The organism is Burkholderia sp. MSMB1588 (genome assembly GCF_001546925.1).
Lineage (GTDB): Bacteria > Pseudomonadota > Gammaproteobacteria > Burkholderiales > Burkholderiaceae > Burkholderia > Burkholderia humptydooensis.
In genome coordinates this window covers 1,830,786-1,857,698 of sequence record NZ_CM003770.1, presented here as the reverse complement: position 1 = coordinate 1,857,698, position 26,913 = coordinate 1,830,786, and the positions used below count along the sequence as shown (strand labels likewise).

The window sequence follows — 26,913 nt, the reverse complement described above, 5'->3', positions numbered from 1 at the left end:
GCTCCCATGACCGATCTCGCCTTCCCGTACCGTTTCGACGCGCTCGGCCGCACCGCGGCCGCCGCGCGCGACGATCACATCCGCGACCTGATCGAGCAGGTGCTCTTCACCGCGCCCGGCGAGCGCGTGATGCGGCCGGACTTCGGCAGCGGGCTGCTCGCGCTCGTGTTCGAGCCGAACAGCACGACGCTCGCGGCGACCACGCAGATGCTCGTGCAGGCCGCGCTGCAGCAGTATCTCGCGGGGCTCGTCGCCGTGCAGTCGGTCGACGTGCTCAACGACGACGGCGCGCTGCGCGTCGAGCTCCGCTACACGGTGCTGCTCGATCGCAGCACGCACAGCGCGCGCTTCACCGCGCCGGGAGCGGCATCATGATGTTCCACTGCTGCGACGCCCGGCGCCTGGACGTGCTGCGCACGAGCGGCTCGGCGAACGCGATCGAGTTCGTCGAGGTGCTCGACCGCGCGGCGCCGCCCGGCGTGAAACGCCAGCGCACGCTGTTCGTGCGGCTGCTGCGCGCGGGCTTCACGCTCAAGCCGCAGAACCTGCGCATCGACGGCGGCGAGCGCATCCGCACCGTCGGCATCGAATGGTGCGCGCCGGCGAACGCGCTGCCGCCGCAGGCCGAGGCGGGCCTCGTCGACACCGTCGACGACCTGCCGCGCACGCTCGTCGTGCGCACCGACGGCAGCGGCGACCATTCGCGCTACACGCTGTCGATCGTCGCGAACACGGGCGCGAGCGATCCGCCCGCCGGCTTCGATCCGCGGCTCGCACGCATCGCGTTCTCGTTCAAGGTCGAATGCCGGTCGGATTTCGACTGCGCGGCGCCGCGCGCGTGCCCGCCCACGCCGCGCGCGCAGCCCGACATCGACTATCTCGCGAAGGACTACGACGGCTTGCGCCGGCTGATGCTCGACCGGCTGAGCCTGCTCGCGCCCGGCTGGACCGAGCGCTCGGCCGCGGATCTCGGCGTGATGCTCGTCGAGCTGCTCGCATACGCGGCCGACAACCTGTCGTACCGGCAGGACGCGATCGCGAACGAAGCGTATCTCGCCACGGCGCGGCGGCGCGTGTCGGTGCGCCGCCACGCGCGGCTCGTCGACTATCTGCTGCACGAGGGCTGCAATGCGCGCGCGTTCGTGCACGTCGGCGTCGTCGGCCGCGGCGTGCCGCTGCCGGCCGGCACGCCATTGCTCACGCGCGCGCCCGCGCTCGCGACCGAAGTCGCGCCCGACAGCCGCGCGCTCGCCGACGCGCTCGACGCCGGCGCGCTCGTGTTCGAGACCGCGCGCGACGCGACGCTCGACGACAGGCTGAACACGCTGCCGCTCTACACCTGGGGCGACGCCGCGTGCTGCATGACGCGCGGCGCGACGCGCGCGACGCTGCGCGGCCATCCGCCGCTGAAGGCGGGCGATTTCCTGATGTTCGAGGAAGTCGTGAGCCCGACCACGTTCGCCGCCGACGATGCGGACCGCACGCACCGCTGGATCGTGCGGCTCACGCAGGCGACGCAAACGACCGATCCGTCCGGGCGCCTGTTCGACGAGCCGCCCGTCGACGCGCCGCTCGACATCACCGAACTCGCGTGGGACGCGGCCGATGCGCTGCCGTTCCCGCTGTGCGTCTCGGTGCATGAGCGGCCGGGGCTCGACGTGAGCGTCGCGCGCGGCAACGTCGTGCTCGCCGATCACGGCCGCACGATCGCCGGCGAGGCGATCGGCGCGGTGCCGGCCGACACCGCGCTCACGCTCGCGCCCGCCGCGCCCGCCGGCTGCTGCGATCGCGCGGCGCCGCAGCCCGTGCCGCCGCGCTTTCGCCCGGCGCTCGCGCAAGCGCCGCTCACGCACGGCTTCGATCTCGCCGCGATGCTCGACGTGACGATCGCGCCAAACGCCGCATGGTGGCCGGCAAGCGCGCTGCTGTCCGCGCGGCCGCGCGACGCGACGCCGCGCATCGCGCTCGTCGACGGCGCGTCGCAGCCGTGGACCGCCCAGCGCGACCTGCTCGACAGCGCGGCCACGGCGGCCGATTTCGTCGTCGAGATCGAGGACGACGCGCGCGCGCGCGTGCGCTTCGGCGACGGCACGAACGGCAAGCGGCCCGATCCGGGCACGTCGTTGCGCGCGACGTACCGCGTCGGCAACGGCACGGCGGGCAACGTCGGCGCGGAAGCGATCGCGCACGTCGTCACGCACGCGAGCGGCGTGTTCGCCGCGCTGCGCAATCCGCTGCCGGCGGCGGGCGGCGTCGAGCCGGAGAGCATCGAGGCCGCGCGCCGCGACGCGCCGCAGGCGTTCCGCACGCAGCAGCGCGCGGTCACGCCGGCCGACTACGCGGCCGCCGCCGAGCTGCGCGCCGACGTGCCGCGCGCCGCCGCGACGCTGCGCTGGACCGGAAGCTGGCACACGGTGTTCGTCACCGCGGACCGCTCGGGCGGCAGCGACGTCGACGCGGCGTTCAGGACGCAGTTGCGCCGCCATCTGGAACGCTTCCGGATGGCCGGCTACGACCTCGACGTGAACGCGCCGATCTACGTGCCGCTCGACGTCGCGCTGCACGTCTGCGTGAATCCCGGCTATTTCCGCGCCGACGTGCTGCACGCGGTGCAGCGCGCGCTGTCGAGCGGCGTGCTCGCCGACGGCACGCTCGGCGTGTTCCATCCGGACAACTTCACGTTCGCGCAGGACGTATACCTGAGCCGCATCGTCGCCGCCGCGCAGGCCGTCGAGGGCGTCGACGCGGTGCGGGCGGACACCTTCCAGCGCCTGATCCACCCCGATCCGACCACGCTCGACCAGGGCGTCGTCGCGATCGGCGCGCTGGAGATCGCGCAACTCGCCAACGATCCGAACTTCCCCGAGCGCGGGCGGCTCGCGATCTCTGCCGGAGGCGGCAAATGAACCCGCTCCCCCTACCCGAGCCGAAGCCGCGGGCGAGCCCGCAACCGCCCGGCAGCGAATGCTGCGGCTGTTGCGCGGGCACGGCGGCCGACACCCCGCAGGGGCTCGCGAACCGCGACGGATTGTCGGCGATCGCGTACCGGATCGGCGACCACGCGCAGTTCCGCGACAGCCTGCACGCGGCGCTGTCGCAGGCGGCGCTGCCGGCGCTGCATGCGCTGCGCACGCGCGACGACGACGACTTCACGATCGGCCTGATCGACGCGTTCGCCTGCGCGGCCGACGTGCTCACGTTCTACCAGGAGCGCATCGCGAACGAATCGTATCTGCGCACCGCGACCGAGCGCGTATCGCTGCAGGAGATGAGCAAGCTGATCGGCTACCGGCTGCGCCCCGGCGTGGCCGCCGAGACGTGGCTCGCGTTCGCGCTCGACACGCCGCCCGCGCCGCCGCCGACGCTCGCGCCGGAGCCGGGCAGCTTCGTGACCGGCGTGCCGTCGCGCGTGACGCTCGACGCGGGCCTGAAGGTGCAGAGCGTGCCCGGCCCGAACGAGACGCCGCAGACGTTCGAGACGCTCGAGGCAGTCGACGCGCGCCCCGAATGGAACGCGATGCGGCCGTGGATGGCGCGGCCGAGACGGCCGAGGCGCGGCGACACGATCGCGTATCTGGCCGGCGTGCGCAACGACCTGAAGCCGGGCGACGCGGTGCTGTTCGTCGGCGACGAATTCGACCGCGATCCGGCGAGCCGCCATTGGGACTTCCGGATTCTCGACGACGTCGCGCTCGATGCGGACCACGACCGCACGCGGATCGGCTGGACGCACGGCCTGGGCGAGATGCCGGCCCACGCGCGGTTGTATGCGCTGCGCAAACGCGCGGCGGTGTTCGGGCACAACGCGCCGATGTGGCGCAGCATGAGCGGCGACTTCCGCACCGGCTACCTGGGCGGCCGCAAGGATCGCGGCGACTGGCCGAACTTCGTGCTGTCGCCGGCGGGCGACGGGAGCGTCGATCTCGACGCCGTCGCCGCGCAGGCCGTGCCGGGCAGGACCGGCCGCTATGCGGTGCTCGCGCTCGGCGACTACCACCGCGCCGCGCCGTCGACGGGCGCGGCCGCCGGCTCCGGCGGGTGGCGCGTCACGGCCGGCGCCGCGCGCGACATCCTGCGCGCGGGCGGCGGCGGCCTCGCCGGCGCGGGTGCGATCGACCCCGTCGCCGCCGCGACGGGCGCGCGCTTCTCGCGCACGGGCGCGCGGGCGCGCGGCTTCGTCGAGCTGTTCGCGATCGACGCCGCCGACGACGTGTCGCGCGCCGAGTTCGCGCTGTCGGGCAAGGTCACGCGGCTCGCGCTGCGCGGCGCGAACTACGCGCGCTTCAAATGGCACGTGCGCGACACGGCCGTGTTCGTGCAGTCCGAGCCGCTCGATCCGGCCGACCATCCGGTGACGGGCGACGTCGGCGGCGCGCGCGTGCCGGTTGCCGCGAGCGCCGACGGCCTGCTGCCCGGCCGCCGGCTCGTCGTGCTCGGCACGCGCGTGCGCGACGGCGCGAAAGTCGTCGTGCACGCGACGCTCGTCGCCGCGCACCGGATCGACGGCGCGCGCTGCATCCTGGAAATCGCGCCGCCGCTCGCCGATGCGCTCGCGCGCGACAGCGTCGTCGTGCACGGCAACGTCGCGCTCGCGTCGCACGGCGAGACGGTCGCGCAGGTGCTGGGCGCGGGCGACGCGTCGCAGGCGTTCCAGCGGTTCGAGCTGAAGCAGGCCCCGCTCACCTATCGCGCGGCGGCCAACGAGATCGGCGCGGCGGCCGCGCTCGCCGTGCGGATCGGCGATGTCGCGTGGCACGAGCGCGCGACGCTGTTCGGCGCGGGCGCGGCCGAGCGCGCCTATGCGCTGAACACCGACGAGCAGGGCCGCACGTTCGTCGCGTTCGGCGACGGCCTGCGCGGCGCGCGGCTGCCGAGCGGCGTGAACAACGTGCGGGCGAGCTACCGCAAGGGCCTCGGCGCGGCGGGCAACGTCCGCGCCGACACGCTCACGCAACTGATGAGCCGCCCGCTCGGCGTGAGGAGCGTCGGCAATCCGCGCGCGGCCGAAGGCGGCACCGATCCCGAGAGCGCGGACGCCGCGCGGCGCAACATGCCGCTCGCGACGCGCACGCTCGGCCGCGCGGTGTCGCTCGTCGACTACGAGGATTACGCGCGCGCGTTCAGCGGCGTCGCGAAGGCGCAGGCGCGCGTGCTGCCGCTGCCGCACGGCGCGACGATCGCGATCACGATCGCGGGCCCCGGCGGCGCGGCGCTGTCGCCGTCGAGCAGCGCCTGGCGCCACCTGCTCGCGGCGCTCGTGGCGAGCGGCGATCCGCACGTGAGCGTGCGGCTGCTCGGCGCGGCGCTCGTCACGTTCAGGCTCGGCCTCGCGATCAAGCGCGATCCGGATTACGACGCGCCGCAAGTGCTCGCCGCCGTCGAAGCGGCGTTGCGCGCGGCGTGCTCGTTCGATGCGCGCGAGCTCGCGCAGCCGGTGCAGCTCTCCGGGCTGATCGCCGTCGCGCAACGCGTGCCCGGCGTCGTCGCGGTCGACGTCACGCGGCTCTATCGCGGCGCGGCGCCCGCGAAGCAGACGCGGCTGCTCGCCGCGACGGCGCGCGTGCAGGACGGCATCGCACTGCCCGCCGAACTGCTGACGCTCGACCCCGCCCCGTTCGACCAACTGGAGGTGATGCCGTGAGTCTCACCGCCGAGCGCCTGTATGCGCTGCTGCCCGCCGTCTACCGGCTGCGCGACGAAACCCGCGGCAAGCCGCTGTACGCGCTGCTCGCCGCGTTCGCGCACGAATTCGCCGCGCTGGAGGAGAACCTCGACCAGCTCTACGACGACCAGTTCATCGAGACCTGCGCCGACTGGGTCGCGCCGTACATCGGCGACATCGTCGGCTATCGGCCGCTGCACGGCGTCGCGCCGCGCATCGCGTCGCCGCGCGCCGAGGTCGCGAACACGATCCGGATGCGCCGCCGCAAGGGCACGGCGCTCGCGCTCGAAACGCTCGCGCGCGACGTCACCGCTTGGCCCGCGCACGCGCTCGAATGCTTCGAGCGGCTCGCGACGTCGCAGTACATGAAGCACGTGCGGCTCGACGCGCCCGCGACGCCGCCCGTGCGCGACCCCGGCCGGATGCTGCGGCGGGACACCGCGTTCGACGCGGTCGCGCATCTCGCCGAGATGCGCCGCCCCGAGAGCGGCGCGGGCCGCTACAACATTCCGAACGTCGCGCTCTTCCTGTGGCGGCTGGAACCGCTGCCGCTCACCGCGGTGCCGCTGACGCCGCATCCGGGCGACGCGTCGAAGCGCAAGTTCCGCGTGAATCCGCTCGGCGCCGATCTGCGCCTGTTCCGTCAGGCGCGCACGGAAGCGGACACCGATCGTCTCGCCGGGCCGCTCGACGTGCCCGACGCGCTGCGCGTGCGCACGCTCGCGCTCGCCGCGCGCGCGGGCCGGCTCGACGATTACGGCGCCGGCCGCAGCCTGCTGCTGTCGAAGCCGGACGGCACGCCGGTGCCGGTCGCCGCGATCCGCATCGCCGACCTGCGCGACATCGTCGACAGCGGCGGCAACGTGACCGGCTGGAACCACGAGGCGTCGCTCGCCGCGGGCACGATCGGCATCGATCCGGAGCGCGGCCGCGTGCTGCTCGGCAGCGCGGGCGACGGGCCGCTCGCCGCGACGTTCCGCTACGCGCAGGCGCGCGAGATCGGCGGCGGCGAATACGCGCGCGCGCCCGACGGCGGCGATCTCGCGGCCCAGCGCACGGCCAGCGGCGGCGCGGCGCTGCAGCCGTGGCTCGATGCGATCTCGGCGGGCGGCAGGCTGCTCGTCGAAGACAGCCTCACTTACGCGCAAACGCCCGCGTTCAAGGTCGATCCGGCGCTCGCCGCGGGCGCGCCGGGCCATCAGGTCGTCGTCGCCGCGAAGAGCGGCGCGCGGCCGCTCTTGGCTGCGAGCGGCGACATCGCGCTCGCGATCGGCGCGCGCGGGCGGCTCGTGCTCGACGGGCTCGTGATCAGCGGCGGCGCGCTGCATCTCGCGGCCGCGCCCGACGACGAGCCGCGCGAGCTCGTGCTGCGCGACTGCACGCTCGTGCCGGGCCTCGCGCTCGCGCCCGACGGCCGCGCCGCGTCGCCGGGCGCGCCGAGCCTCGTCGTCGAGCATCCGTTCGCGACGGTGACGCTCGAGCGCTGCATCGTCGGCGCGCTGCGGATCGTGGCCGGCGCGCAGGCGACGATCACCGACAGCATCGTCGACGCGGGCGCCGCGACGCACGCCGCGTACGCGGCCGACGCCGCCGGCCAGCCGGGCGGCGAGCTGCGGATCACCGACAGCACCGTGCTCGGCACGCTGCACGCACGGCTGCTGTCGCTCGCGTCGAACTGCCTGTTCGCGGGCCGCGTCGACGCCGAGCGCCGGCAGGAAGGCTGCGTGCGCTTCAGCTACGTGCCGCGCGGCTCGATCGCGCCGCGCCGCTACCGCTGCGTGCCCGACGACGCGCATCCGGACGCGCTGCCGCATTTCGCGTCGCTGCGCTACGGCGAGCCCGCCTACATGCAGTTGCGCCGCGCGACCGATCGCGCGATCCGCGAAGGCGCGGACGACGGCGGCGAAATGGGCGCGCTGCATGCGCTGTTCCAGCCGCAGCGCGAGACGAATCTGCGGCTCCGGCTCGACGAATACCTGCGTTTCGGGCTGCATGCAGGCCTCTTTTATGTGACTTGATGCGGAGAACACCATGGGAGCCGACTTCTCCAGAGTGCGTCAGAACCCGCTCTTCGACTACGCCGGCGTCGAGCTGAAGCAAGGCGGCGTGCTGCTCGACGCGGACGCGAACGAGCTCGTCGCGATCGTCGACCGCCGGCTGCGCGCGCTCGCGTCCGACACGCTCGGCCGCGCGAGCGTGTCGTCGACGACGCCGGACGCGTTCAGGATCACCGTGCTCGCCGGCGCGCTGCAGATCGGCCGGGGCCGGCTCTACGTCGACGGGCTGCTCGCCGAGAACCACGGCGCGGCGAGCGCCGATCCGGCGAAGCGCGCGTACGACGACCTGATGGCCGAGCCGGCGTTCGCCGATCCGCTCGCGTACGGCGCGCAGCCGTACCTGCCCGGCCCGCCCGCGCTGCCGGCGGCGGGCCGGCATCTCGTCTATCTCGACGTATGGAACCGCGAGCTCACGCATCTCGAGCAGCCGGACCTCGTCGAGCCCGCGGTCGGCGTCGAGAGCAGCTCGCGCGTGCAGACGGTGTGGCAGGTGCGCGTGCTCGCCGACGACGCGGGCGCGGCCACGACCTGCGGCACCGCCGACGCCGACGTGCCCGGCTGGGCCGCGACGATCGCGCCGTCGACGGGCGTGCTGAGCACGGACACCTTCGACGTCGCGCCGAGCGACGATCCGTGCGAGCTGCCGCCGACGGGCGGCTACCGCGGGCTCGAGAACCAGCTCTATCGCGTCGAGATCCACGCCCCCGGCCTGCCCGGCTCGGGTGCGACGTTCAAGTGGTCGCGCGAGAACGCGAGCGTCGGCAGCCGCGTCGCGAGCGTCGTGTCGGGCACCGAGCTGGAGCTCGCGACGCTCGGCCGCGACGACGTGCTGCGCGTGAACACCGGCGACTGGGTCGAGATCGTTGACGACGTGCGCGAGTTCTCGCAAGCGGCCGGCGAATTGCGGCGCGTCACGGTGGACGACGCGTCGCAGCGGATCACGTTCGCGCCCGCGCTGCCCGCCGCGATGCTGCCCGCGAACTTCCCGGACAGCGCGTTCCCCGCCGCACGCAACCTGCGCGTGCGCCGCTGGGACCAGAAAGGCCTCGTGTTCCGCACCGATCCGAGCGGCAAGCCGGTGCAGGTGCAGGACCTCGACGCGGCCGGCTCGACGGGCGCGATCAAGGTGCCGGCGGCCGGCACGTCGCTGCTGCTCGAAAACGGCGTCACCGTCGCGTTCGACTCCACCGGCGCGGCGGGCCTCAAGGCGGGCGACTACTGGGTGTTCGCCGCGCGCACGGCCGACGCGTCGGTCGAACGCCTCGATCGCGCGACGCCGCGCGGCGTCCATCATCATTTCGCGCGGCTCGGCATCTGGGATGCCGGCGCGGGCACCGTCACCGACTGCCGCCATCCGTGGCCGCCGCAAGGCGGCGGACAGGGCTGCGGCTGCACGCAGTGCGTGAGCCCGGAATCGCACGCGAGCGGCCAGTTGACGATCCAGGCCGCCGTCGACAAGGTGCGCGACACGGGCGGCACCGTCTGCCTGCACGCGGGCCAGTACGCGCTGAAGGAGCCCGTGCGGATCAGCGGCGCGCGTTCGATCCGCATCGCGGGACAGGGGCCAACGACGACGATCGCCGCGCCCGGCACCGCGTTCGTCATCGAGCGCAGCGCGGCGATCGCGCTCAGCGCGCTCACGGTGTTCTCGCTCGGCCGCGCGTCGGCGATCAGCGTGCGCACGGCGTTCGGCCTCGCGCTGCGCGAGCTCGCGGTGGCCGTGTTCGGCAACAGCGACTTCCACGGCGCGGCCGTCGCGCTGAGCGGCGCGGTGCTCGACGCGAGCATCGAGAACAGCCTGCTGCTCGCGACCGACGGCGTGCGCGCGCTCGACGACGCCGACGAGCAGGCCCCGAAAATGCTGCTCGCGGCCGCGCTGCGCATCTGCGATAACGTGTTCCTGTGCAGCGGCGCGGCGGTCCGGCTCGACGGCGCCGTCGCGCATGCGTATGACACCTGCGTCGCGGGCAACCACGTGATCGGCACGCGCGACGCCGGGCTCTCCACGCTCGGCTCCGCGCTTCCGGGCGCGAGCGTGCGGATGACCGGCAACCACGTCGACGCGCGCGGCCCCGGCATCCGCTGCGCGCTCGGCGGCGCGTGGATCGCCGACAACCGGCTGCACGCGACGCCCGACGCGAACCGCGCGCTCGCGGGCGCGGGCATCGCGCTGACGGCGGGCGCCGACGAGAGCGGGCTCGACGCCGCGCACGTGCTCGCCAACCAGATCGACGGCTTCCCGGACGCGGGCGTATCCGTCGACGCGCCGGTGCGAAACCTGCTCGTCAAGCTCAACGTCGTCGAGCAATGCGGCAACGGCATCGTGATGACGGGCGCCGCCAGCGCCGCCGCGGTGTCGATTGAGAACAACCAGTTGCGCGACATCGGCGGGCGCGCCGATGCGACCGCCGCCGGCGCCGCGGCCGCCACGGTTGCCGTGGGCGCCGCGACGACGATCGGCATCGGCGTCACGCGCGCCGCAGCCGCGACGGTGGCCGGCAACACGCTGCGCAGGATCGGGCTCGACGCGACGGCCGCGCCGCTGATCGCCGGCATCGTCACGTACTCGGTGCAGCGGCCGCGCATCGGCGGCAACGAAATCGTCGAAGTCGGGCCGCTCGAGAACTTCGGCGGCACGGCGGCGGGCATCTCGATTCGCGCGCCGTACAGCCAGGCCGAGGTGCACCACAACCACGTCGAGCGCGACGCGCAGTTCAACGACACGCGCAGCGACACCGCGTGGTTCGCGCTCAGCATCGACGAGCCGCAGCTCGACGGCAACGACGCGCTGTCGCGCCTCGCGCGCTTCACCGCGCTGCGCGTGGACGCGCGGCGCACGCTGGTGCTCTCGGGCGACCAGGCGTTCGTGAGCGCGGTGAACGCGGGCACGGCCGTCGACCCGGCCACGGGCGCGGCCGTGGCGGCGCCGGGCGCGAGCGCGTCGGTGCTCGGCAACGTGTTCGTCGCGCGCGGGCGCACGCCCGCCGTCGACGTGACCGCGAGCGGCGACGTGCTGTTCGGCGAGAACCGCTGCGAGCTGCGCGCGAGCGCCGGCAGCGCGGTGCGGCTGAGCGCGCCGGCGGCGATCGTCAACGCGAACCGCGTAAGCGGCGGACAGGAGTCGATCAGCGTGCCGAACCCGAAGGCGCTCGTCACCGCGATCGGCAACATCACGACGCGGAACATCGCCGCGCCGCTGCGGCCCGAGATGGGGCCGCTCAATCTCATCGGCTGACGGCCACGGGAGCCCGACATCATGCGCGTCATCGTCATCCAGCAGGACACCGACCTGAAGGCCGTCGCCGCGCAGCTCGGCGGCGCGCAGACCGCGAGCGCGTCGGCGCTCGAGCGCCTGAAGGCGCTCAATCCGCACGTGGACGTCGGCAGCATTCGGCCCGGCACCGCGCTGCTCGTGCCGGATGCGCCCGGCTTGGCCGGCGCGGCGGGGGCAGCCGGCGCGGCGGGCGGCGCGGCCGGCCCGAGCGCGGATGCGCAGCCGATTTCCGGCAACACGTTCGAGACGTTCGCGGCCGGAATCGATGCGGGGTTTCGGGCCGTCGCGCAGCGCGTGCGCGGCGCGTCCGACACGCTCGCGGCCGATCAGGCCGCGATCGCCGACGCGCTCGGCACGAACGTCGCGAAACGGATGCTCGACGGTGATCCGCTGCTGAAGAAACAGGTCGATGAAACGAACGCGGCGGCGGCCGCGCGGCAGAAGACGCTTCAGGAGGCGCTCGCGCAGGTGGAAGCGATGCAGAAGCTGGCGAGCGACGAGATTGCGGCGTTGGGGAAGATCGTGCGGTAGCGGGGGGCTTGAAGCAGATCGGGTGCGCTAAAAAGGGTTGGCGACTTCTCTTACGAGACCGGGTCGATCGGATTTCCGGTGCCCCTCTGAGCCTGTCGGATTTAATGAGATGGTCACGCTGCTCCCCCCTCCAAATCCACATACCCTTCCATCTCCCCCGCCACGAAAAGCCGCTTCCCGACCCGCGGATACTCACAGACATCATGCTCCAACCGCTGCCCCGCGGCGATGAACACGAGCGGCACATCCCCCGAGTTCTTCAACACATGCGCCGGCCCGCGCCGCGCAAACCCCAGAAAATCCCCCGGCCCGACCGGATAAGTCCGCTCCCCGAGCGTCGCCTCCCCATACCCGGACAGGATGTACAAGCATTCCTCTTCATAAAGATGCCGATGGCACTCGGACGACTCATGCCCCGGCATCAGCGTGATGATCAGAAACCCGAACTGCGTGATTCCGGTCTTGTCGCTGAGCGGCTTCTTCAGGCGGACCGCATTCCCGTTCAGCACGTGAACCGAGCGCACCTCTTCCATCGCCTCGATATCGGCCGCCTTCAGCAATTCCGGAGGGATGTTCGACATGATTGATCTCGCTCCAATGGGAATAAATATGATTTGAGTTTAAACAATCCAAAAACCATCTAAATCAGCCGCCGCCGCGCCAACTCGTCGGCCAATGCGTCCGCGCCCACGAACTTGCACCCCAGCAGCCCCGCTCTCACCGCGCCCTCGACGTTCGCATCGGCGTCATCGATGAAGAGCGTCTCGTCCGCCGCCGCGCCGAGCCACCCGACGCAGCCGAGATAAGCCTGCGCATCCGGCTTCGCCGCGCCGAACGTCGCCGACGGATAAACGTCCGCGCCGAACACGCGCGCAACAGGCGGATTCAGATAATCGATGTAATCGGTGACAAGCCTGCAGTTGTTCGTCAGCACCGCGATCCGGCTGCGCTGCGCAACGCGCTCGGCCAGCGCGACGACGTCCAGGTTCGGCGTGATCGACGCCCTGCGCGCGATCAGCCAGTCGTCGCGGCTCACCGGCGCGCCGAGCAGTTCGGCCAGCTCGCTCAGGTATTGGTCGACGCCGATGAGCCCCGCGTCGGCGCGCGCTTCGAGGCCCGATTCCCAGATCGCGTGGCGCACCGCGTCGGGCGGCCGCCCCGTCAGGTCGGCGAGGCGCGCGGTGCGGGCGGCGCGGTCGTAAGTCGACAGCACGCCCTCCATGTCGAACAGCACCAGCTTGATCGGCGGCGTCATGCAGTCGGCCTCGCGTGAAGCGCCCGGCAAGCGCCGGACCGCCAGCGGGCGGCCCGTTCCGGGCGGCGGAAAACTTCTATTCTGGCTGCCCTCAAGCCGTTTCGCCAAAGCCCGCCCTCAAGGGTTATCCCGGATGCTCGCCTCGAATCCAAGTTGTATGATGACCACATCACATGACAAAACTCCCGCCATGTTCGAAAAAATCCCGACCCGGGCGATGAGCGACACGGTCGCCCAGCAGCTTCTGAAGCAGATCGAGATCGGCAGCTTCGCCGCCACCGGCAAGCTGCCGACCGAAGCGGTGCTCGCGCAGGAGTTCGGCGTGAGCCGCACGGTGATCCGCGAGGCGATCTCGCGCCTGAAGAACGAGGGCGTCGTCGAGCCGCGCCAGGGCAGCGGCGTCTACATCGCGCGGCACGCGGCGATCCGGCCGCTGCGGATCGATTACGCGGAGGCGGTCGAGGCGAGCTCGCTGCCGCATCTGCTCGCGGTGCGCCGCGCGATCGAGGCCGAAGTGGCCGCCGAAGCCGCGCTCTGCCATACCGACGAGGACATGGAGGACATCGACGCCGCGCTCGCGAAAATCGACGGCGCGGTGGCCGAAGGCCGCGACGGCGTCGCGGAGGATGTCGCGTTCCACCGGACGATCGCGAGCGTCACCGGCAATCCGTATTTCCTGAAGACGCTGAGCTTCCTGAACCAGTACCTCGAAGCGGGCGTGAAGGTCACGCGCGGCAACGAGGCGACCCGCGAGGACTTCTCGCGGCAGGTGCGCGAGGAGCACGCGGCGATCGCCGACGCGATCCGCGCGCGCGACCCGTCCGCGGCCCGCAACGCGGCCCGCGCGCACATGTACAACGCGGCGCGCCGTCTCGAGCAAGCCGGCATTTGCTGATCCGCGATCCGCGCGCGCCCGCACGGCGCGCGCGGATCGCCTCCCGAACGAATCGACGAGAAGGTTTGACCATGTCACGAAAGGTTGGAGTCATCGGGCTGGGCGCGATGGGCCTGGGTGTCGCGCGCTCGCTGCTGCGCGCGGGCTTTCGCGTGCACGCATGCGACGTGCGCGAGAACGTGCTCGCCGCATTCGCCGCCGAAGGCGGCGTGCGCTGCGCGACGCCCGCCGGGCTCGGCGCGCAGTGCGACGTCGTGATCACGCTCGTCGTCAACGCGGAGCAGACCGATGCGGTGCTGTTCGGCGAGCAAGGCGCCGCGGCCGCGATGCCGCGCGGCGGCGTCGTGATCTCGAGCGCGACGGTCGCGCCGGAGTTCGCGGCCCGGCTCGGCGCGCGGCTCGCGGCGGCCGGCCTGCTGATGCTCGATGCGCCCGTGTCGGGCGGCGCCGCGCGCGCGGCGTCGGGCGAGATGACGATGATGACGTCGGGCCCCGCCGCCGCATACGCGGCGTGCGACGACGTGCTCGCCGCGATCGCGGGCAAGGTCTACCGGCTCGGCGACGCGCACGGCGCGGGCTCGAAGGTGAAGATCATCAATCAGTTGCTGGCCGGCGTGCACATCGCGGCCGCCGCCGAGGCGATGGCGCTCGGCCTGCGCGAAGGCGTCGATCCCGACGCGCTGTACGACGTGATCACGCACAGCGCCGGCAATTCGTGGATGTTCGAGAACCGCGTGCCGCACATCCTGAACGGCGACTACACGCCGCTGTCGGCCGTCGACATCTTCGTGAAGGATCTCGGCCTCGTGCTCGACACCGCGCGCCGCAGCAAATTCCCGCTGCCGCTGTCGGCGGCCGCGCACCAGATGTTCATGAGCGCGTCGAGCGCGGGCCACGGCGGCGAGGACGACTCGGCCGTCATCCGGACCTTCCCCGGCATCACGCTGCCGGCGCGCCGCTGATTCACCGGAGTTGCCCGCCATGAGCCCCGATCAAGCCTTTCGCCCCCTGCTCGGCTGCATCGCCGACGATTTCACCGGCGCGACCGATCTCGCGAACATGCTCGTCAAGAGCGGCATGCGCACCGTGCAGATGATCGGCGTGCCGGCCGCCGGCGCGCCCGTCGAGGCCGATGCGATCGTCGTCGCGCTGAAGTCGCGCACGATCCCCGCCGCCGACGCGGTCGCGCAATCGCTCGCCGCGCTCGCCTGGCTGCGCGCGCAGGGCTGCCGCCAGTTCTTCTTCAAATACTGCTCGACGTTCGATTCGACCGACGCGGGCAACATCGGCCCCGTCGCCGATGCGCTGCTCGACGCGCTCGGCGGCGAGCGCGCGTTCACGATCGCGTGCCCCGCGTTCCCCGAGAACGGCCGCACCGTCTATCGCGGCCACCTGTTCGTCGGCGACGCGCTGCTCAACGAATCCGGGATGGAGCGCCATCCGCTCACGCCGATGAAGGACGCGAACCTCGTGCGCGTGCTGCAGCGGCAGACGGCGTCGAAGGTCGGGCTGATTCGCCATGACGCGATCGCGCTCGGCACGTCCGCCGTGCGCGAGACGATCGACACGCTGCGTCGCGACGGTGTCCGGATCGCGATCGCGGACGCGCTGACCGATCACGACCTGTACGTGCTTGGCGAGGCGTGCGCGGACCTGCCCCTCATCACGGGCGGCTCGGGCGTCGCGCTCGGCCTGCCGTCGAACTTCCGGCTCGGCGAGCTGTTGCCCGAGCGCAGCGACGCGGCCGTGCTGCCGAAGATCGACGGCGCTGCGGCAGTGCTCGCCGGCAGCGCGTCGAAGGCGACCAACGCGCAGGTCGACGCGTGGCGCGTCGAGCGCCCCGCGTTCCGGATCGATCCGCTCGCGGCCGCGCGCGGCGAGCCCGTCGTCGAGCAGGCGCTCGCGTTCGCACGCGCGCATCTGCCGCAGCCGGTGCTGATCTACGCAACCGCCGCGCCCGACGAAGTGAAGCAGGTGCAGCAGGCGCTCGGCGCCGAAGCCGCCGGCCACCTGGTCGAGGCGACGCTCGCCGCGATCGCGCGCGGGCTGCGCGAGATGGGCGTGCGCAAGTTCGTCGTTGCGGGCGGCGAAACGTCCGGCGCCGTCGTGCAGGCGCTCGACGTGAAGGCGCTGCGGATCGGCGAGCAGATCGATCCCGGCGTGCCCGCCACCGTGACGACCGGCGCGCAACCGCTCGGCCTCGCGCTCAAATCCGGCAACTTCGGCGCGACCGACTTCTTCGAGAAGGCGCTGCGCGCGCTGGAGGGCGCCGCATGAGCCCCGCCGAAGCGAAGCTGCGCGACGAGATCTGCGAGATCGGCGCGAGCCTTTACGCGCGCGGCCATGCGGTCGGCAGCGCGGGCAACATCAGCGCGAGGCTCGACGACGGCTGGCTGATCACGCCGACCGACGCGTGCCTCGGCCGCCTCGACCCGGCCGGCATCGCGAAGGTCGATCGCGCGGGCAACGCGGTGTCGGGCGGCAAGCCGTCGAAGACGCTCGCGCTGCATCGCGGCATCTACGCGCACAACGCGCAAGCGCGCGGCGTCGTCCACACGCATTCGACGCACCTCGTCGCGCTCACGCTCGCGGGCGTCTGGCGCGACGCCGACGTGCTGCCGCCGATCACGCCGTACTACGTGATGAAGGTCGGCCACATTCCGCTCATTCGTTATCGCCGGCCGGGCGACCCCGCGGTGGCCGCCGAAGTCGCGGCGCTCGCCGATCGCGTGCGCGGCGTGCTGCTCGAGCGGCTCGGCCCAGTCGTCTGGGGCCCGTCGGTCGCGCACGCGTCGTACGCGCTCGAGGAGCTCGAGGAGACCGCGCGCCTCTGGCTGATGACGAATCCGAAACCCGAGCCGCTCGGCGAGCCCGCGCTGGCCGAATTGCGCGACGCGTTCGGCGCGCGCTGGTAACGCAGTCCTGCCCGCCGTGTGCGCGGGCCATTCACCAGCACACGACACAGCGCCCGGCCGCGCACAGGCGGCCGGCGTCGACAACCATGGAGACAGCGGAAATGATTCCCAGCCAAGCAGCCGCGGCCCGGCCGCTCGAGGCGGCCGGACAGGCCGAGCTCGACCTCACGTACAAGAAAGTGTTCTGGCGCATCGTGCCGTTCCTGATGCTCTGCTATGTGGTCGCGTACCTGGACCGCGTGAACGTCGGCTTCGCGAAGCTGCAGATGTCGCAGGATCTCGCCTTCAGCGAGACCGTGTTCGGCCTCGGCGCGGGGATCTTCTTTCTCGGCTACTTCCTGTTCGAGCTGCCGAGCAACATGCTGATGCACCGGCTCGGCGCGCGCATCTGGATCGCGCGGATCATGATCACATGGGGGCTGCTGTCCGCGGTCTTCGCGTTCGTGAAGACGCCGACGCAGTTCTACGTGCTGCGCTTCCTGCTCGGCCTCGCGGAAGCGGGCTTCTATCCGGGCGTGATCCTGTACCTCACGTACTGGTTCCCGACGCATCGCCGCGCGAAGATCATCGCGGTGTTCATGTCGGCGATTCCGGTGTCGGGCATCTTCGGCAATCCGCTGTCCGGCTGGATCATGCAGCGGTTCCACGGCGGCTCGGGCTTTCACGGCTGGCAGTGGATGTTCGTGATCGAGGCGGCGCCCGCAATCGCGATCGGCATCGCGACGATCCTCTATCTCGACAACAACATCCGCGGCGCGAAGTGGCTCACGGAGCGCGAGAAAAAGCTGCTGACCGACGAGATCGAAGCGCAGCCGCACGAGCGCGACAAGCACGCGCACTCGCTCGCCGCCGTGCTGCGCGATCCGCGGATGTGGTGGATGTCGCTGATCTATTTCACGTTCGTCACCGGCCAGTACGGGCTCACGTTCTGGATGCCGACGCTCGTCAAATCGACGGGCATCACCGATGCGCTGCAGATCGGCCTGCTGAGCGCGATTCCGTTCGCCTTCGCGATCATTGCGATGAACCTGTTCGGCCACAGCGCGGACCGTCGCCGCGAGCGCCGCTGGCACCTGATCGTGCCCGCGGCGATGGGCGCCGTCGGCTTCTCGGTGGCCGCCGCGTACTCGCACAACACCGCCGTGTCGATCCTGTTCCTGTCGATCGCCGCGGGCGGCGTGCTGACCTGCGCGCCGCTCTTCTGGTCGCTGCCCACCGCATTCCTCGCGGGCACGGGCGCGGCCGCCGGCATCGCGATCATCAACTCGATCGGCAACCTCGCCGGCTTCGCGAGCCCCTACCTGATCGGCTATCTGAAGGACGCGACGAGCAGCACGTCGACCGGCATGTACGTGCTCGCCGCGATGCTCGTGATCGGTGCGATCGCCGTGTGGCTCACACCGGCGAAGCTCGTCAACCGATAATCGATTGTCGGCGGGGCGGCGCGCCGCCCCGCCCCTCTCTCAACCTCCGGACCTGGAACCGACGCCATGCCACGCTTCGCCGCCAACCTCACGATGATGTACAACGAGCACGCGTTCCTCGACCGCTTCGCCGCCGCGGCACGCGACGGCTTCAAGGCGGTCGAGTACCTGTTCCCGTATGACTTCCCCGCCGCCGAGCTGAAGTCGCGCCTCGACGCGAACGGCCTCGTGCAGGCGCTCTTCAACGCGCCGCCCGGCGACTGGGCGGCGGGCGAGCGCGGCATCGCGTCGCTGCCGGGCCGCGAGGACGAGTTCAGGCGCGCGATCGACACCGCGCTCGGCTACGCGCGCGTAATCGGCAACGACAAGATCCACGTGATGGCGGGCCTGATCGCGCCGACGCAGGATCGCGCGCGGCACCGCGACGTGTATCTGCGCAACCTCGCGCACGCGGCCCAGGCGGCGAGTGCGCAGAACGTGACGATCGTCATCGAGCCGATCAACCCGCGCGACATGCCGGGGTTCTTCCTCACCCGCCAGGACGACGCGCAGGCGATCTGCCGCGAAGTCGGCGCGCCGAACCTGTTGGTGCAGTTCGACTGCTATCACTGCCAGATCGTCGAAGGCGATCTGGCGACGAAGCTCGAGCGCGACATCGCGGGCATCGGCCACATCCAGATCGCCGGCGTGCCGCAGCGGCACGAGCCTGATATCGGCGAAATCCACTATCCGTATCTGTTCGGGCTGATCGACTCACTCGGCTACGACGGCTGGATCGGCTGCGAGTACCGGCCGAAGGCCGGCACGTCCGAGGGTCTCGGCTGGCTCGCGCCGTATCTGTAATCCCGCATTCTCACGAGGCACATTGCGATGAAGGTTCTCATCACTGGCGGCGCAGGCTTTCTCGGCCAGCGTCTCGCGAAACGGCTGCTCGCGCGCGGCGAGCTGGCCGGCCCGGACGGCGCGCCGGCGCGCATCGGCGAGATCGTGCTGCTCGACGTCGTCAAGGCCCATGACTTCGGCGATCCGCGCGTGACGACGATCGTCGGCGACATCGCCGAGCACGCCGTGCTCGATGCCGCGATCGACGCGCGCACGCACGCGATCTTCCATCTCGCGGCGATCGTCAGCGGCCAGGCGGAAGCCGATTTCGACCTCGGGATGCGGATCAACCTCGACGCGTCGCGCCTGCTGCTCGACGTGTGCCGCGCGCGCGGCCACCAGCCGCGCGTCGTGTTCACGAGCTCCGTCGCGGTGTACGGCGGCGCGCTGCCCGACGTCGTTCAGGACGACACCGCGCTCGATCCGCAATCGTCGTACGGCGCGCAGAAGGCGATCGCCGAGCGGCTGCTGTCGGACTACGCGCGCCGCGGCTTCGTCGACGGCCGCGTGCTGCGGCTGCCGACGATCAGCGTGCGGCCGGGCCGGCCGAACGCGGCGGCTTCGTCGTTCGCGAGCGGCATCATCCGCGAGCCGCTGAACGGCGAGGAAGCCGTGTGCCCGGTGCCGGGCGACACGCGGCTGTGGCTGCTGTCGCCGCGCCGCGCGATCGACGCGCTCGTCGCCGGCTGCGAGCTCGACGGCGCGACGCTCGGCAACCGGCGCGTGATCAACCTGCCGGGAATCTCCGTGACGGTCGACGAGATGATCGACGCGCTGCGCGAAGTCGCGGGCGCCGACGCGGTCGCGCGGATACGCCGCGAGCCGGACGAGCGGATCGCGCGGATCGTCGGAAGCTGGCCTGGCCGGTGGGACACGTCGCGCGCGCAATCGCTCGGCCTTGAAGGCGACGCGAGCTTCGCCGACGTGATCCGCGGCTACATTGAGGACGACCGGCGATAAGCCGCCACCCGACGACAGTCGACGGTAAGCCGCGCTGCCCGCCCGCGTTGCGGCGCGGACGGGCGCGCCGAACCGGTTCCACGCGGGCCCGCGGCGCCCCGTCCTGCGGCATCCGCGCGACACGCGCCGCCGACGGACGCGCATCCTGCCGCGTTTGCGACTATCGTTATAAGAATCCGGTCCTCGATTTCGCGCCCGCGTGCCGCCGGGCGCGCGAACGAGCGACCGAACGACCGGCCGCGCACGACGCGTCGGCCACGAACGCTCGGATATGGCTGCCCTCTATGATTTCGGCGCGCGCAAGCTGCGCGCCCTCTACGATCGACGGCTGCGCTGCGACGCCGTGCTGGACACGGCCGCGCTGTTCCCGGACGCCGCGCGCTTCACGCGCGCATGGCGCGCGATCCGCGACGAGGCGCTCGCGGTGTCGCGCGACCTGAGCCGGATTCCGCGCTTCCACGAGATCATGCGCGAGCAGGCGGCGATCTCCGCAAACGACGCGCGCGACTGGCGGATGTTCATCATGCAGGCATACGGCGTGCGCTTCCCGCAAAACATCGAGCGCTGCCCGACGGTCGCGTCGATCATCGCGGCGTCGCCCGACGTGCTGTCCGCATCGTTCTCGTTCCTCGCGCCCGGCAAGCACATCCCGCCGCATCGCGGGCCGTTTCGCGGCATCCTGCGCGGCTATCTGGTGCTGTCGATGCCGATGCGCGCGAACGGCACGCCCGCCGCCGTGCTGAAGATCGACGGCCGCGACTACCGGCTGCACGACGGCCAGTTCCTGCTCTGGGACGACACGTTCGAGCACGAAGTCTGGAACGAGAGCGACGACGTGCGGATCGTGCTGCTGCTCGACATCCGCCGCCGCGATCTGCCGCTCGCGCTCGCGCTGCTGTCGGGCGCGCTGATCCGGCTCGTGCGCGTCGCGATCCGGCTGCGCGGCGGCGCGATTCCGGTCTAGGGCTGTTCGCGCTGGCAACGGGCTTGCGCCGGCCACCCGCACGAACGCGTCGATAACGCGCGCCGCCCCGCTTCGTCGCAACCCGCTTCGCTTTTCGCGCGCGCGCTTCGCATCGCACGGATGCATCGCGCCGCCTCGTTCGTAACATCATGGCATCGCCCGCTGCCGGCCACTTCCCTGCGCCTTGTCATGATCCAACTCTCCAGCGACATCGTCGTCACCCCGTTCGCGACAAACCTTTCGGCCTCGTTCGACAACGAGCGTCTGCCCTTCGCAGTCGACGCCGACATCCGGCAACAATTGCACGCACTGCTTCGCCAAGCGACGCACGGCGGCAGCGAGCCCGATTTGCGGCCATTGCAGCCGCAATGGCCGCAGCAGCCGCTGCAGTTCGCGACGACACAGCCGGACGATGCCGGCGATCCGCTGTCGTTCGTCGATGCACCGGACGACGCGCCGCCCGCGCGCTGCGTCGCGTCGCCGGATGCGTCGATGGCGCGCTTCGCGACGCAGATGCCCAACGCATCGACGCGCCGCCCGCCCGGCGACAACCGCACCGCGCAGCAGATCATCGACGACAATCCGCTCCTCAAGAATCTCGGCAACCAGAGCGGGATTCGCGACAAGCTGAACCAGTTCGTCGGCGGCAACATGTCCAACGATCCCGATCAGGCGTACAAGGCGGCGGCGCTGCTCACGTACGTGAAGAGCTCGAAGAACCGCGAAGGCGGCGAGCGGCCGGACGGCGTCGTCGGCGACGGCAAGATCGACGGCTTCACGAAGGACGGCGACGCGCGGCACGGCACCGAAGCGGGCCTGTTGCAGGACGTCGTGAGCGGCGGCGGCTGGCAGCATCTGCGCGAAACCGGACACCAGCTCGACCAGACGAGCGACACGCACGTGCGGCTCGACGGCACCAACAAGGACAATCTCCAATGGGGCTTCGAGCAGGCCGGCAAGTACATCGTCGCCGTGTTCAAGGGCATCGGCAAGGCGGTCGTCGACATCGTCACGAAGGGCCGCTTCAATCCGGTGTCGGCCGTGCTGAGCGTCGTCAAGGAAGTCGGCACGTCGGTCGCGAAGCAGGCGGTCGAGGACAGCAATCTGTCGAGCGACGCGAAGCAGAAGGCGAACAAGGTATTCGGCGCGCTCGATTTCTTCTGATCCGGCGGCGGCCGCTCGACGCCTGCCCCGCGAAGCCGGCGGCCGAGTGCTCACCACCACGGAATCGCGACGAGCATCCCGCCGACCGCGCCGTTCACCGCCTGCGCCCAGCGGTATTTCATCGGCCGCTCGATGTCGCAGAACAGAATGCTCCGGTCGCGGCCGGTGCGGTTCTCGGCCCAGTGCAGACAGGTCTCGTCGAACCTCGCCGCCTTCACCGGCGGCAGCTTCGACAGGATCGCGAGCGAGCGCGGGCAATGCGCGAGCGCCTCGTCGCGAAACGCGCGCGGCGTTACTGAATCCCGAGGTAGTGCCTGACGGCGGGCAGCCCCGGCTTGCCGTCGAACGTCGTCACCCCGGCGAGCCACTTGTCGAGCGACTGCGGATTCGCCTTCAGCCACGCGGCCGCCGCCTTGTTCGGATCTTCCTTGTTCATGATCGGCAGCATCACATGGTTCTCGATCGACGTCGAGAACTGCAGGTTCGACACGAACTTCGCGACGTTCGGGCAGCGCGCCGCGTAATCGGGCGGCGTCGCGGTCAGCACCTTCGCCTCGCCGTAGTTCGGGCCGAACACGTCGTCGCCGCCGCTCAGATAGTCGATCTTCATCTGCACGTTCATCGGATGCGGCTCCCAGCCGAGGAACACGATCCACTGCTTGTCGCGGATCGCGCGGTTCACCTCGACGAGCATCCCCGCCTCGCTCGATTCGACGAGCTTGAACTTGCCGAGGCCGAACTGGTTGCCATCGATCATCTTCTTGATGAGCGCGTTGCCGTCGTTGCCGGGCTCGATCCCGTAGATCCTGCCGTTCAGCTTGTCCGCGTACTTCTGGATGTCGGCGAACGACTTCAGGCCGCCCTGATACACGTAATCGGGCACGGCGAGCGTGTACTTCGCGCCCGTCAGGTTCGGCGTGGCGAGCACCTTGATCGTGCCCGCCTTCGTGAACGGCGCGATCATCGGGTCCATCGTCGGCGACCAGTAGCCGAGAAACACGTCGATCTGCTTGCTCTTGATCCCCGCAAACGTGATCGGCACCGAAGCGATCGTCTTCGTCGGCGCGTAGCCGAGCCCGGCGAGCATCGTCGACGCGAGCCCCGTCGTCGCGGCGATGTCGGTCCAGCCGACGTCCGCAAAGCGCACCGCCTTGCAGGTCGGCGGATCACCCGCCCGGGCGCTCGCGAACGGCGCGGCCGCGATGGCGAGCCCACAGGCCGCCGCGATCAGATTTCGCTTCATCGTGCTTCTCCTCATCACAAAGATGTCGTCAACATGGGATCGGTTCGTGGCTCACGCGCGCCGCGACCCCGGCGGCCACGCGCTTGTTTCGATACGGTTTCGATGCGGCCCCGATGCGCTCAGCGCGCCGACACGCGCCGCTCGTGGCTCGGCGCATGACCGAACTGCGCGCGGTACGCCTTGCTGAAATGGCATGGCGAGTGAAAGCCGCAGATCGTCGTCACGCGCGCGATCGATGCGTCGGTCGTGCGCAGCAGGTCGCGCGCGCGCTTCAGGCGCAGCGTCAGGTAATAGTGCGTCGGCGACACGTTCAGATAGATCCTGAACATCCGCTGCAGATGCCGCTGCGAGAGCCGCACGAGCCGCGCGAGCTCTTCGAGCGACAGCGGCTCCTCGATGTTCGCCTCCATCAGCCGCACGACCTCGATCAGCTCCGCGCGCGAGAAGCCGACGCGTGCGTCGACCGGAATCGGCTGCGGATCGGTCGCGCTGCGGATGCGCTCGAGAATGAACTGCTCGGAGACTTGCGCGGCGAGCGGCTGCCCGAGCCGCGCGCCGACGAGGTTCAGCATCAGGTCGAGCGGTGCGGTGCCGCCCGTGCAGGTAAGCCGGTCGCGATCGACGACGAACAGCTCGTCGGCGAAGCGCACCTGCGGAAACTCCGCGTGCAGCGCGGACAGGTTCTCCCAGTGCACCGCGCACCGGTAGCCGTCGAGCAGCCCGCACGCCATCAGCACGTACGCGCCCGTGCAGATGCCGCCGAGCGGCACCGCGCGCGCGGCGAGCGCGCCGAGCGCGCCGCGCACCGCCTCGTCCATCGCCTCACGAATCCGGATGCCGCCGCAGACGATCACCACGTCGGGCGGATCGTCGACGTCGAGCGGCTGCGTCGGCCGCACCGCGATCCCGTTGCTCGCATGCACGGGCGCGCCGTCGAGCGAGAGGATCGACCAGCGGTAATGGTCCGCGCGCGCGACGTAGTTCGCCATGCGCAGCACCTCGACCGCGCTCGTGAACGCGATCATCGAGAAGTTCGGCAACGTCAGGAACCCGAAATGCGCGGCCGAGGAAACCGGCTCGGCGCAGGCGGCGGGTGCGGCAGCGGCGGCGGACGTCACATCGCTCTCCAGCGAACGGGTTGCACGAAGCCGCTCCGGCGGCGGGCGGGCCCGCCGGAGACGACCGGATCGGCGAAACGAAGAAACCGGGGAAACGAACGAAAGCGGAAAACGTCAGGCCTGCGCGACCGACGATCGCGAGCGCGGGCCGAACAGTTGCCGGAAGCCCGAGAAGAGCGGCGCCTTCGCCGTGCCCGGCGCGCGGCCGAAGCTCTCGGTGATGCGGTCGAGGATGATCGCGAGCAGCACGACCGACAGGCCGCTCTCGAAGCCCAAGCCGATGTCGAGGCGCTGGATGCTCGCGAGCACGTCGTTGCCGAGGCCGCCCGCGCCGACCATCGACGCGATGATCACCATCGACAGCGCCATCATGATCGTCTGGTTCACGCCCTGCATGATCGACGGCAGCGCATTCGGGAACTGCACCTTGTACAGCAGTTGCCACGGCGTGCAGCCAAACGCCTGCCCCGCCTCGACGATCTCGCGGTTCACGTGGCGGATGCCGAGGCTCGTCAGGCGCACGGCGGGCGGCATCGCGAAGATCACCGTCGACAGAATCCCCGGCACGCGGCCGAGGCCGAACAGCATCGCGGCCGGAATCAGGTAGACGAACGCGGGCATCGTCTGCATCAGATCGAGGATCGGCCGCACGATCGCCGCGACCCACTTGCTCTTCGCGGCCCAGATGCCGAGCGGAATGCCGAGCACGAGGCTCACGATCGTCGACGACAGCGTGAGGCCGAGCGTGACGACCGTCTGATCCCAGAAGCCCGTCGCGAAGATCAGGAACAGCGACGCCGCCGTGAAGATCGCGAAGCGCCAGCCGACGCGCCAGAGGCCGACGCCGACGAAGCACGCCATCATCAGCCCCATCGGCACGGCTTGCAGCCCGTGCTCGACGAGCGCGGCGAGCCCCTCGATCGCGCGGCCGATCGCGTCGAACGTCTTCGCATCGTGGTCGAGCAGATAGTGAACCGACTGGTCGACCCAGCTACCGAGGGGGATGAGTTCAGACATGGGAACCTCGCGAACGCGTAATGGCTTTCAGAAGCACGGCCCGGTCGACCGAGCCGCAGTAACAGCCGTCGTCGTCGACGACGGGCAGCGCGTGCGGATGCGCGACGCATCGCTCGACGACGTGATCGAGCGATGCGTCGCGCGGAATGCTCTCGACCTGGCGCACGTTCGGCGTCGCGCCGTTCAGCGCGTCGCGCGTGACGAAGCCGCGGATCTTGCGCGCCTCGTCGAGCACGAACGCGTATTCGGCGCTGCCGTTCAGCGACGCGGCGACATGCGTCGCATCGAGCTTCGACACGGTCGGCACGGCGCCCGTGAGCATCAGGTCGCCCGCCGTCAGGTAGCGGCTCGTGTCGATGCCTTCGAAGAACGCGCGCACGTAGTCGTCGGCGGGGTTCGCGATGATCTCCTGCGGCGTGCCGACCTGCACGAGCCGGCCGCCTGCCATGATCGCGATCCGGCTGCCGATGCGCAGCGCCTCCTCGAGATCGTGCGACACGAACATGATCGTGCGGCGCTGCTCCTTCTGCAGTTGCAGCAGCACGTTCTGCATTTCCTTGCGCTTCAACGGATCGAGCGCGGAGAACGCCTCGTCCATGATCATCAGCGACGGGTTCACCGCGAGCGCGCGCGCGAGGCCGACGCGCTGCTGCATGCCGCCCGACAGCTCGGCGGGCAGCTTGTGCGCGAACTGCGCGAGGCCCACCTGCTCGAGCACGCCCATCGCGCGGCGCTCGCGGTCCTTGCGGCCCATGCCGGCCACTTCGAGGCCGAACGCGGCGTTCGACAGCACCGTGCGCTGCGGCATCAGCGCGAACGACTGGAACACCATGCTCATGTCGGTGCGGCGCAGCGCGGTCAGCTCCGCGCGGCGCACCCCCGCGACGTCGCGCCCGTCGATCAGCACCTTGCCGGCGCTCGGCTCGACGAGCCGGTTGACGAGCCGGATCAACGTCGACTTGCCGGAGCCGGACAGGCCCATCAGCACGAAAATCTCGCCTTCCCGCACGTCGAACGACACGTTGTGCACGCCGACCACCTGGCCCGTGCGCGCGAACACTTCATCCTTCGTCGCGCCTGCGGCGAGCATGTCCAGCGCTTGCCGCGGATTGCTTCCAAACACCTTGCACAGACCATCGACTACGACCTTCGGGGCATCCATTGCAACGTCTCCTCGTTGAGCGGGGAAATACGCCGTCACAGCGTGCCTACATGGTTGCCAGAAAAAACCCCGTGCAGCCGACGAATTGCGACAAACGCTTGCGCAAATACGACACGTCGGTACAAGTGCTGCGAACGACCGTTTCGGACCACCGACGAAAGGCGCCGGAGAGCGGCATGACGCGCCGCAGCGCGCGTCGCGCGGCCGCGACGGGCGGGCCGCCCGGCGACGCGCGCCCGTGCTACGCGCGGGAGGCTTCACGCGGCGTTTGCGCGGCGCCGCATCGCGCGCCGGGTTTCCGCAGACTTATTCGCTGAGATGCGCGCTTTGCGCGCTTGAATCGGCGACGCGGCCGGGATATAGGCTCGATTCAATCTCTCCACAGCAACC

The 26,913-nt window shown here is 71.0% G+C and carries 20 protein-coding genes and 2 pseudogenes; 15 read left to right on the top strand and 7 right to left on the bottom strand.

All coding sequences use genetic code 11. The features are described 5' to 3' along the window. The first annotated feature begins 6 nt into the window (after positions 1 to 6). From WS92_RS07450 to WS92_RS07425, 6 genes are read left to right on the top strand one after another with little or no spacing between them, the layout of a single operon-like run. The gene (locus WS92_RS07450; RefSeq protein WP_006028787.1) at positions 7 to 375 is read left to right on the top strand and encodes a GPW/gp25 family protein; all 369 of its coding nucleotides are present in this window, start codon (positions 7 to 9) and stop codon (positions 373 to 375) included. Then, positions 372 to 2,906 carry a putative baseplate assembly protein gene (locus WS92_RS07445; protein ID WP_059931819.1) on the top strand — a complete coding sequence of 845 codons (2,535 nt, stop codon included), beginning with the start codon at positions 372 to 374 and terminating at the stop codon, positions 2,904 to 2,906. Before WS92_RS07450 ends, WS92_RS07445 begins: the two co-directional genes overlap by 4 nt. Continuing rightward, positions 2,903 to 5,641, top strand: coding sequence for a putative baseplate assembly protein (locus WS92_RS07440; protein WP_059931817.1), 2,739 nt, complete (start codon positions 2,903 to 2,905; stop codon positions 5,639 to 5,641). The genes WS92_RS07445 and WS92_RS07440 overlap by 4 nt, the downstream gene beginning before the upstream one ends. Then, on the top strand, positions 5,638 to 7,680 hold the full coding sequence (locus WS92_RS07435; protein ID WP_059931815.1) for a hypothetical protein: 2,043 nt from the start codon (positions 5,638 to 5,640) through the stop codon (positions 7,678 to 7,680). Before WS92_RS07440 ends, WS92_RS07435 begins: the two co-directional genes overlap by 4 nt. A gap of 13 nt (positions 7,681 to 7,693) precedes the next feature. Further along, the gene (locus tag WS92_RS07430) at positions 7,694 to 10,954 is read left to right on the top strand and encodes a DUF6519 domain-containing protein (RefSeq protein WP_015603061.1); all 3,261 of its coding nucleotides are present in this window, start codon (positions 7,694 to 7,696) and stop codon (positions 10,952 to 10,954) included. A 21-nt stretch (positions 10,955 to 10,975) separates the two neighbouring features. Beyond that, on the top strand, positions 10,976 to 11,524 hold the full coding sequence (locus WS92_RS07425) for a hypothetical protein (RefSeq protein ID WP_059931813.1): 549 nt from the start codon (positions 10,976 to 10,978) through the stop codon (positions 11,522 to 11,524). A 113-nt stretch (positions 11,525 to 11,637) separates the two neighbouring features. Here WS92_RS07425 and WS92_RS07420 read toward each other — a convergent pair whose 3' ends face one another. Together WS92_RS07420 and WS92_RS07415 are read right to left on the bottom strand one after the other, a co-directional pair. Next, a complete protein-coding gene (locus WS92_RS07420) occupies positions 11,638 to 12,105 on the bottom strand; it encodes a cupin domain-containing protein (RefSeq protein ID WP_059931811.1) in 468 nt (155 codons plus the stop codon). Between the two features lie 59 nt (positions 12,106 to 12,164). Next, positions 12,165 to 12,779, bottom strand: coding sequence for an HAD family hydrolase (locus WS92_RS07415; protein ID WP_006028794.1), 615 nt, complete (start codon positions 12,777 to 12,779; stop codon positions 12,165 to 12,167). Between the two features lie 190 nt (positions 12,780 to 12,969). On the opposite strand from WS92_RS07415, the gene WS92_RS07410 reads away from it, so the two are divergent. The 9 genes from WS92_RS07410 (at position 12,970) to WS92_RS07370 (ending at position 21,983) form a co-directional block, all read left to right on the top strand. Then, positions 12,970 to 13,674 (top strand): FadR/GntR family transcriptional regulator, encoded by a 705-nt coding sequence (locus WS92_RS07410; protein ID WP_009915287.1) that lies wholly within the window; start codon positions 12,970 to 12,972, stop codon positions 13,672 to 13,674. A 71-nt stretch (positions 13,675 to 13,745) separates the two neighbouring features. Next, complete coding sequence (ltnD, locus tag WS92_RS07405) at positions 13,746 to 14,636, top strand: L-threonate dehydrogenase (RefSeq protein WP_015603177.1); 891 nt, start codon at positions 13,746 to 13,748, stop codon at positions 14,634 to 14,636. 19 nt (positions 14,637 to 14,655) lie between these two features. Then, a complete protein-coding gene (otnK, locus tag WS92_RS07400; RefSeq protein ID WP_059931809.1) occupies positions 14,656 to 15,951 on the top strand; it encodes a 3-oxo-tetronate kinase in 1,296 nt (431 codons plus the stop codon). Further along, positions 15,948 to 16,589, top strand: a complete 642-nt coding sequence (locus WS92_RS07395; RefSeq protein WP_059931807.1) for a 3-oxo-tetronate 4-phosphate decarboxylase — start codon at positions 15,948 to 15,950, stop codon at positions 16,587 to 16,589. The genes otnK and WS92_RS07395 overlap by 4 nt, the downstream gene beginning before the upstream one ends. 101 nt (positions 16,590 to 16,690) lie before the next feature. Next, the gene (locus WS92_RS07390) at positions 16,691 to 18,013 is read left to right on the top strand and encodes an MFS transporter (protein ID WP_009915291.1); all 1,323 of its coding nucleotides are present in this window, start codon (positions 16,691 to 16,693) and stop codon (positions 18,011 to 18,013) included. A gap of 66 nt (positions 18,014 to 18,079) precedes the next feature. Further along, on the top strand, positions 18,080 to 18,856 hold the full coding sequence (otnI, locus tag WS92_RS07385) for a 2-oxo-tetronate isomerase (RefSeq protein ID WP_015603788.1): 777 nt from the start codon (positions 18,080 to 18,082) through the stop codon (positions 18,854 to 18,856). A gap of 27 nt (positions 18,857 to 18,883) precedes the next feature. After that, a complete protein-coding gene (gene denD / locus WS92_RS07380) occupies positions 18,884 to 19,855 on the top strand; it encodes a D-erythronate dehydrogenase (protein ID WP_059931805.1) in 972 nt (323 codons plus the stop codon). 271 nt (positions 19,856 to 20,126) lie between these two features. After that, positions 20,127 to 20,819 (top strand): aspartyl/asparaginyl beta-hydroxylase domain-containing protein, encoded by a 693-nt coding sequence (locus WS92_RS07375; RefSeq protein WP_015603926.1) that lies wholly within the window; start codon positions 20,127 to 20,129, stop codon positions 20,817 to 20,819. A 189-nt stretch (positions 20,820 to 21,008) separates the two neighbouring features. Next, positions 21,009 to 21,983, top strand: a complete 975-nt coding sequence (locus WS92_RS07370) for a hypothetical protein (RefSeq protein WP_059931803.1) — start codon at positions 21,009 to 21,011, stop codon at positions 21,981 to 21,983. Positions 21,984 to 22,054: 71 nt separating this feature from the next. Here WS92_RS07370 and WS92_RS07365 read toward each other — a convergent pair. The 5 genes and pseudogenes from WS92_RS07365 to WS92_RS07345 form a co-directional block, all read right to left on the bottom strand. After that, positions 22,055 to 22,252 (bottom strand): annotated as a pseudogene (locus WS92_RS07365) (aspartyl/asparaginyl beta-hydroxylase domain-containing protein); the annotation flags it as partial. Positions 22,253 to 22,275: 23 nt separating this feature from the next. Continuing rightward, complete coding sequence (locus tag WS92_RS07360) at positions 22,276 to 23,226, bottom strand: choline ABC transporter substrate-binding protein (RefSeq protein ID WP_009915293.1); 951 nt, start codon at positions 23,224 to 23,226, stop codon at positions 22,276 to 22,278. 119 nt (positions 23,227 to 23,345) lie between these two features. After that, positions 23,346 to 24,344: a GlxA family transcriptional regulator gene (locus WS92_RS07355; RefSeq protein WP_015603856.1), complete on the bottom strand. Its 999-nt coding sequence runs from the start codon at positions 24,342 to 24,344 to the stop codon at positions 23,346 to 23,348. Positions 24,345 to 24,458: 114 nt separating this feature from the next. Continuing rightward, on the bottom strand, positions 24,459 to 25,361 hold the full coding sequence (gene choW / locus WS92_RS07350) for a choline ABC transporter permease subunit (RefSeq protein WP_006028807.1): 903 nt from the start codon (positions 25,359 to 25,361) through the stop codon (positions 24,459 to 24,461). Further along, a pseudogene (locus WS92_RS07345) lies at positions 25,354 to 26,814 on the bottom strand (glycine betaine/L-proline ABC transporter ATP-binding protein); the annotation flags it as partial. The gene choW and the pseudogene WS92_RS07345, both read right to left, overlap by 8 nt. Between the last annotated feature and the right edge of the window lie 99 nt (positions 26,815 to 26,913).

Bases quoted from the DNA above. Each gene is read 5' to 3' on its own strand.
- WS92_RS07450 (WP_006028787.1), top strand. From the start codon at position 7: ATGACCGATCTCGCCTTCCCGTACCGTTTCGACGCGCTCGGCCGCACC.
- WS92_RS07445 (WP_059931819.1), top strand. From the start codon at position 372: ATGATGTTCCACTGCTGCGACGCCCGGCGCCTGGACGTGCTGCGCACG.
- WS92_RS07440 (WP_059931817.1), top strand. From the start codon at position 2,903: ATGAACCCGCTCCCCCTACCCGAGCCGAAGCCGCGGGCGAGCCCGCAA.
- WS92_RS07430 (WP_015603061.1), top strand. From the start codon at position 7,694: ATGGGAGCCGACTTCTCCAGAGTGCGTCAGAACCCGCTCTTCGACTAC.
- WS92_RS07425 (WP_059931813.1), top strand. From the start codon at position 10,976: ATGCGCGTCATCGTCATCCAGCAGGACACCGACCTGAAGGCCGTCGCC.
- WS92_RS07420 (WP_059931811.1), bottom strand. From the start codon at position 12,105: ATGTCGAACATCCCTCCGGAATTGCTGAAGGCGGCCGATATCGAGGCG.
- WS92_RS07415 (WP_006028794.1), bottom strand. From the start codon at position 12,779: ATGACGCCGCCGATCAAGCTGGTGCTGTTCGACATGGAGGGCGTGCTG.
- WS92_RS07410 (WP_009915287.1), top strand. From the start codon at position 12,970: ATGTTCGAAAAAATCCCGACCCGGGCGATGAGCGACACGGTCGCCCAG.
- ltnD (WP_015603177.1), top strand. From the start codon at position 13,746: ATGTCACGAAAGGTTGGAGTCATCGGGCTGGGCGCGATGGGCCTGGGT.
- otnK (WP_059931809.1), top strand. From the start codon at position 14,656: ATGAGCCCCGATCAAGCCTTTCGCCCCCTGCTCGGCTGCATCGCCGAC.
- WS92_RS07395 (WP_059931807.1), top strand. From the start codon at position 15,948: ATGAGCCCCGCCGAAGCGAAGCTGCGCGACGAGATCTGCGAGATCGGC.
- WS92_RS07390 (WP_009915291.1), top strand. From the start codon at position 16,691: ATGATTCCCAGCCAAGCAGCCGCGGCCCGGCCGCTCGAGGCGGCCGGA.
- otnI (WP_015603788.1), top strand. From the start codon at position 18,080: ATGCCACGCTTCGCCGCCAACCTCACGATGATGTACAACGAGCACGCG.
- denD (WP_059931805.1), top strand. From the start codon at position 18,884: ATGAAGGTTCTCATCACTGGCGGCGCAGGCTTTCTCGGCCAGCGTCTC.
- WS92_RS07375 (WP_015603926.1), top strand. From the start codon at position 20,127: ATGGCTGCCCTCTATGATTTCGGCGCGCGCAAGCTGCGCGCCCTCTAC.
- WS92_RS07370 (WP_059931803.1), top strand. From the start codon at position 21,009: ATGATCCAACTCTCCAGCGACATCGTCGTCACCCCGTTCGCGACAAAC.
- WS92_RS07360 (WP_009915293.1), bottom strand. From the start codon at position 23,226: ATGAAGCGAAATCTGATCGCGGCGGCCTGTGGGCTCGCCATCGCGGCC.
- choW (WP_006028807.1), bottom strand. From the start codon at position 25,361: ATGTCTGAACTCATCCCCCTCGGTAGCTGGGTCGACCAGTCGGTTCAC.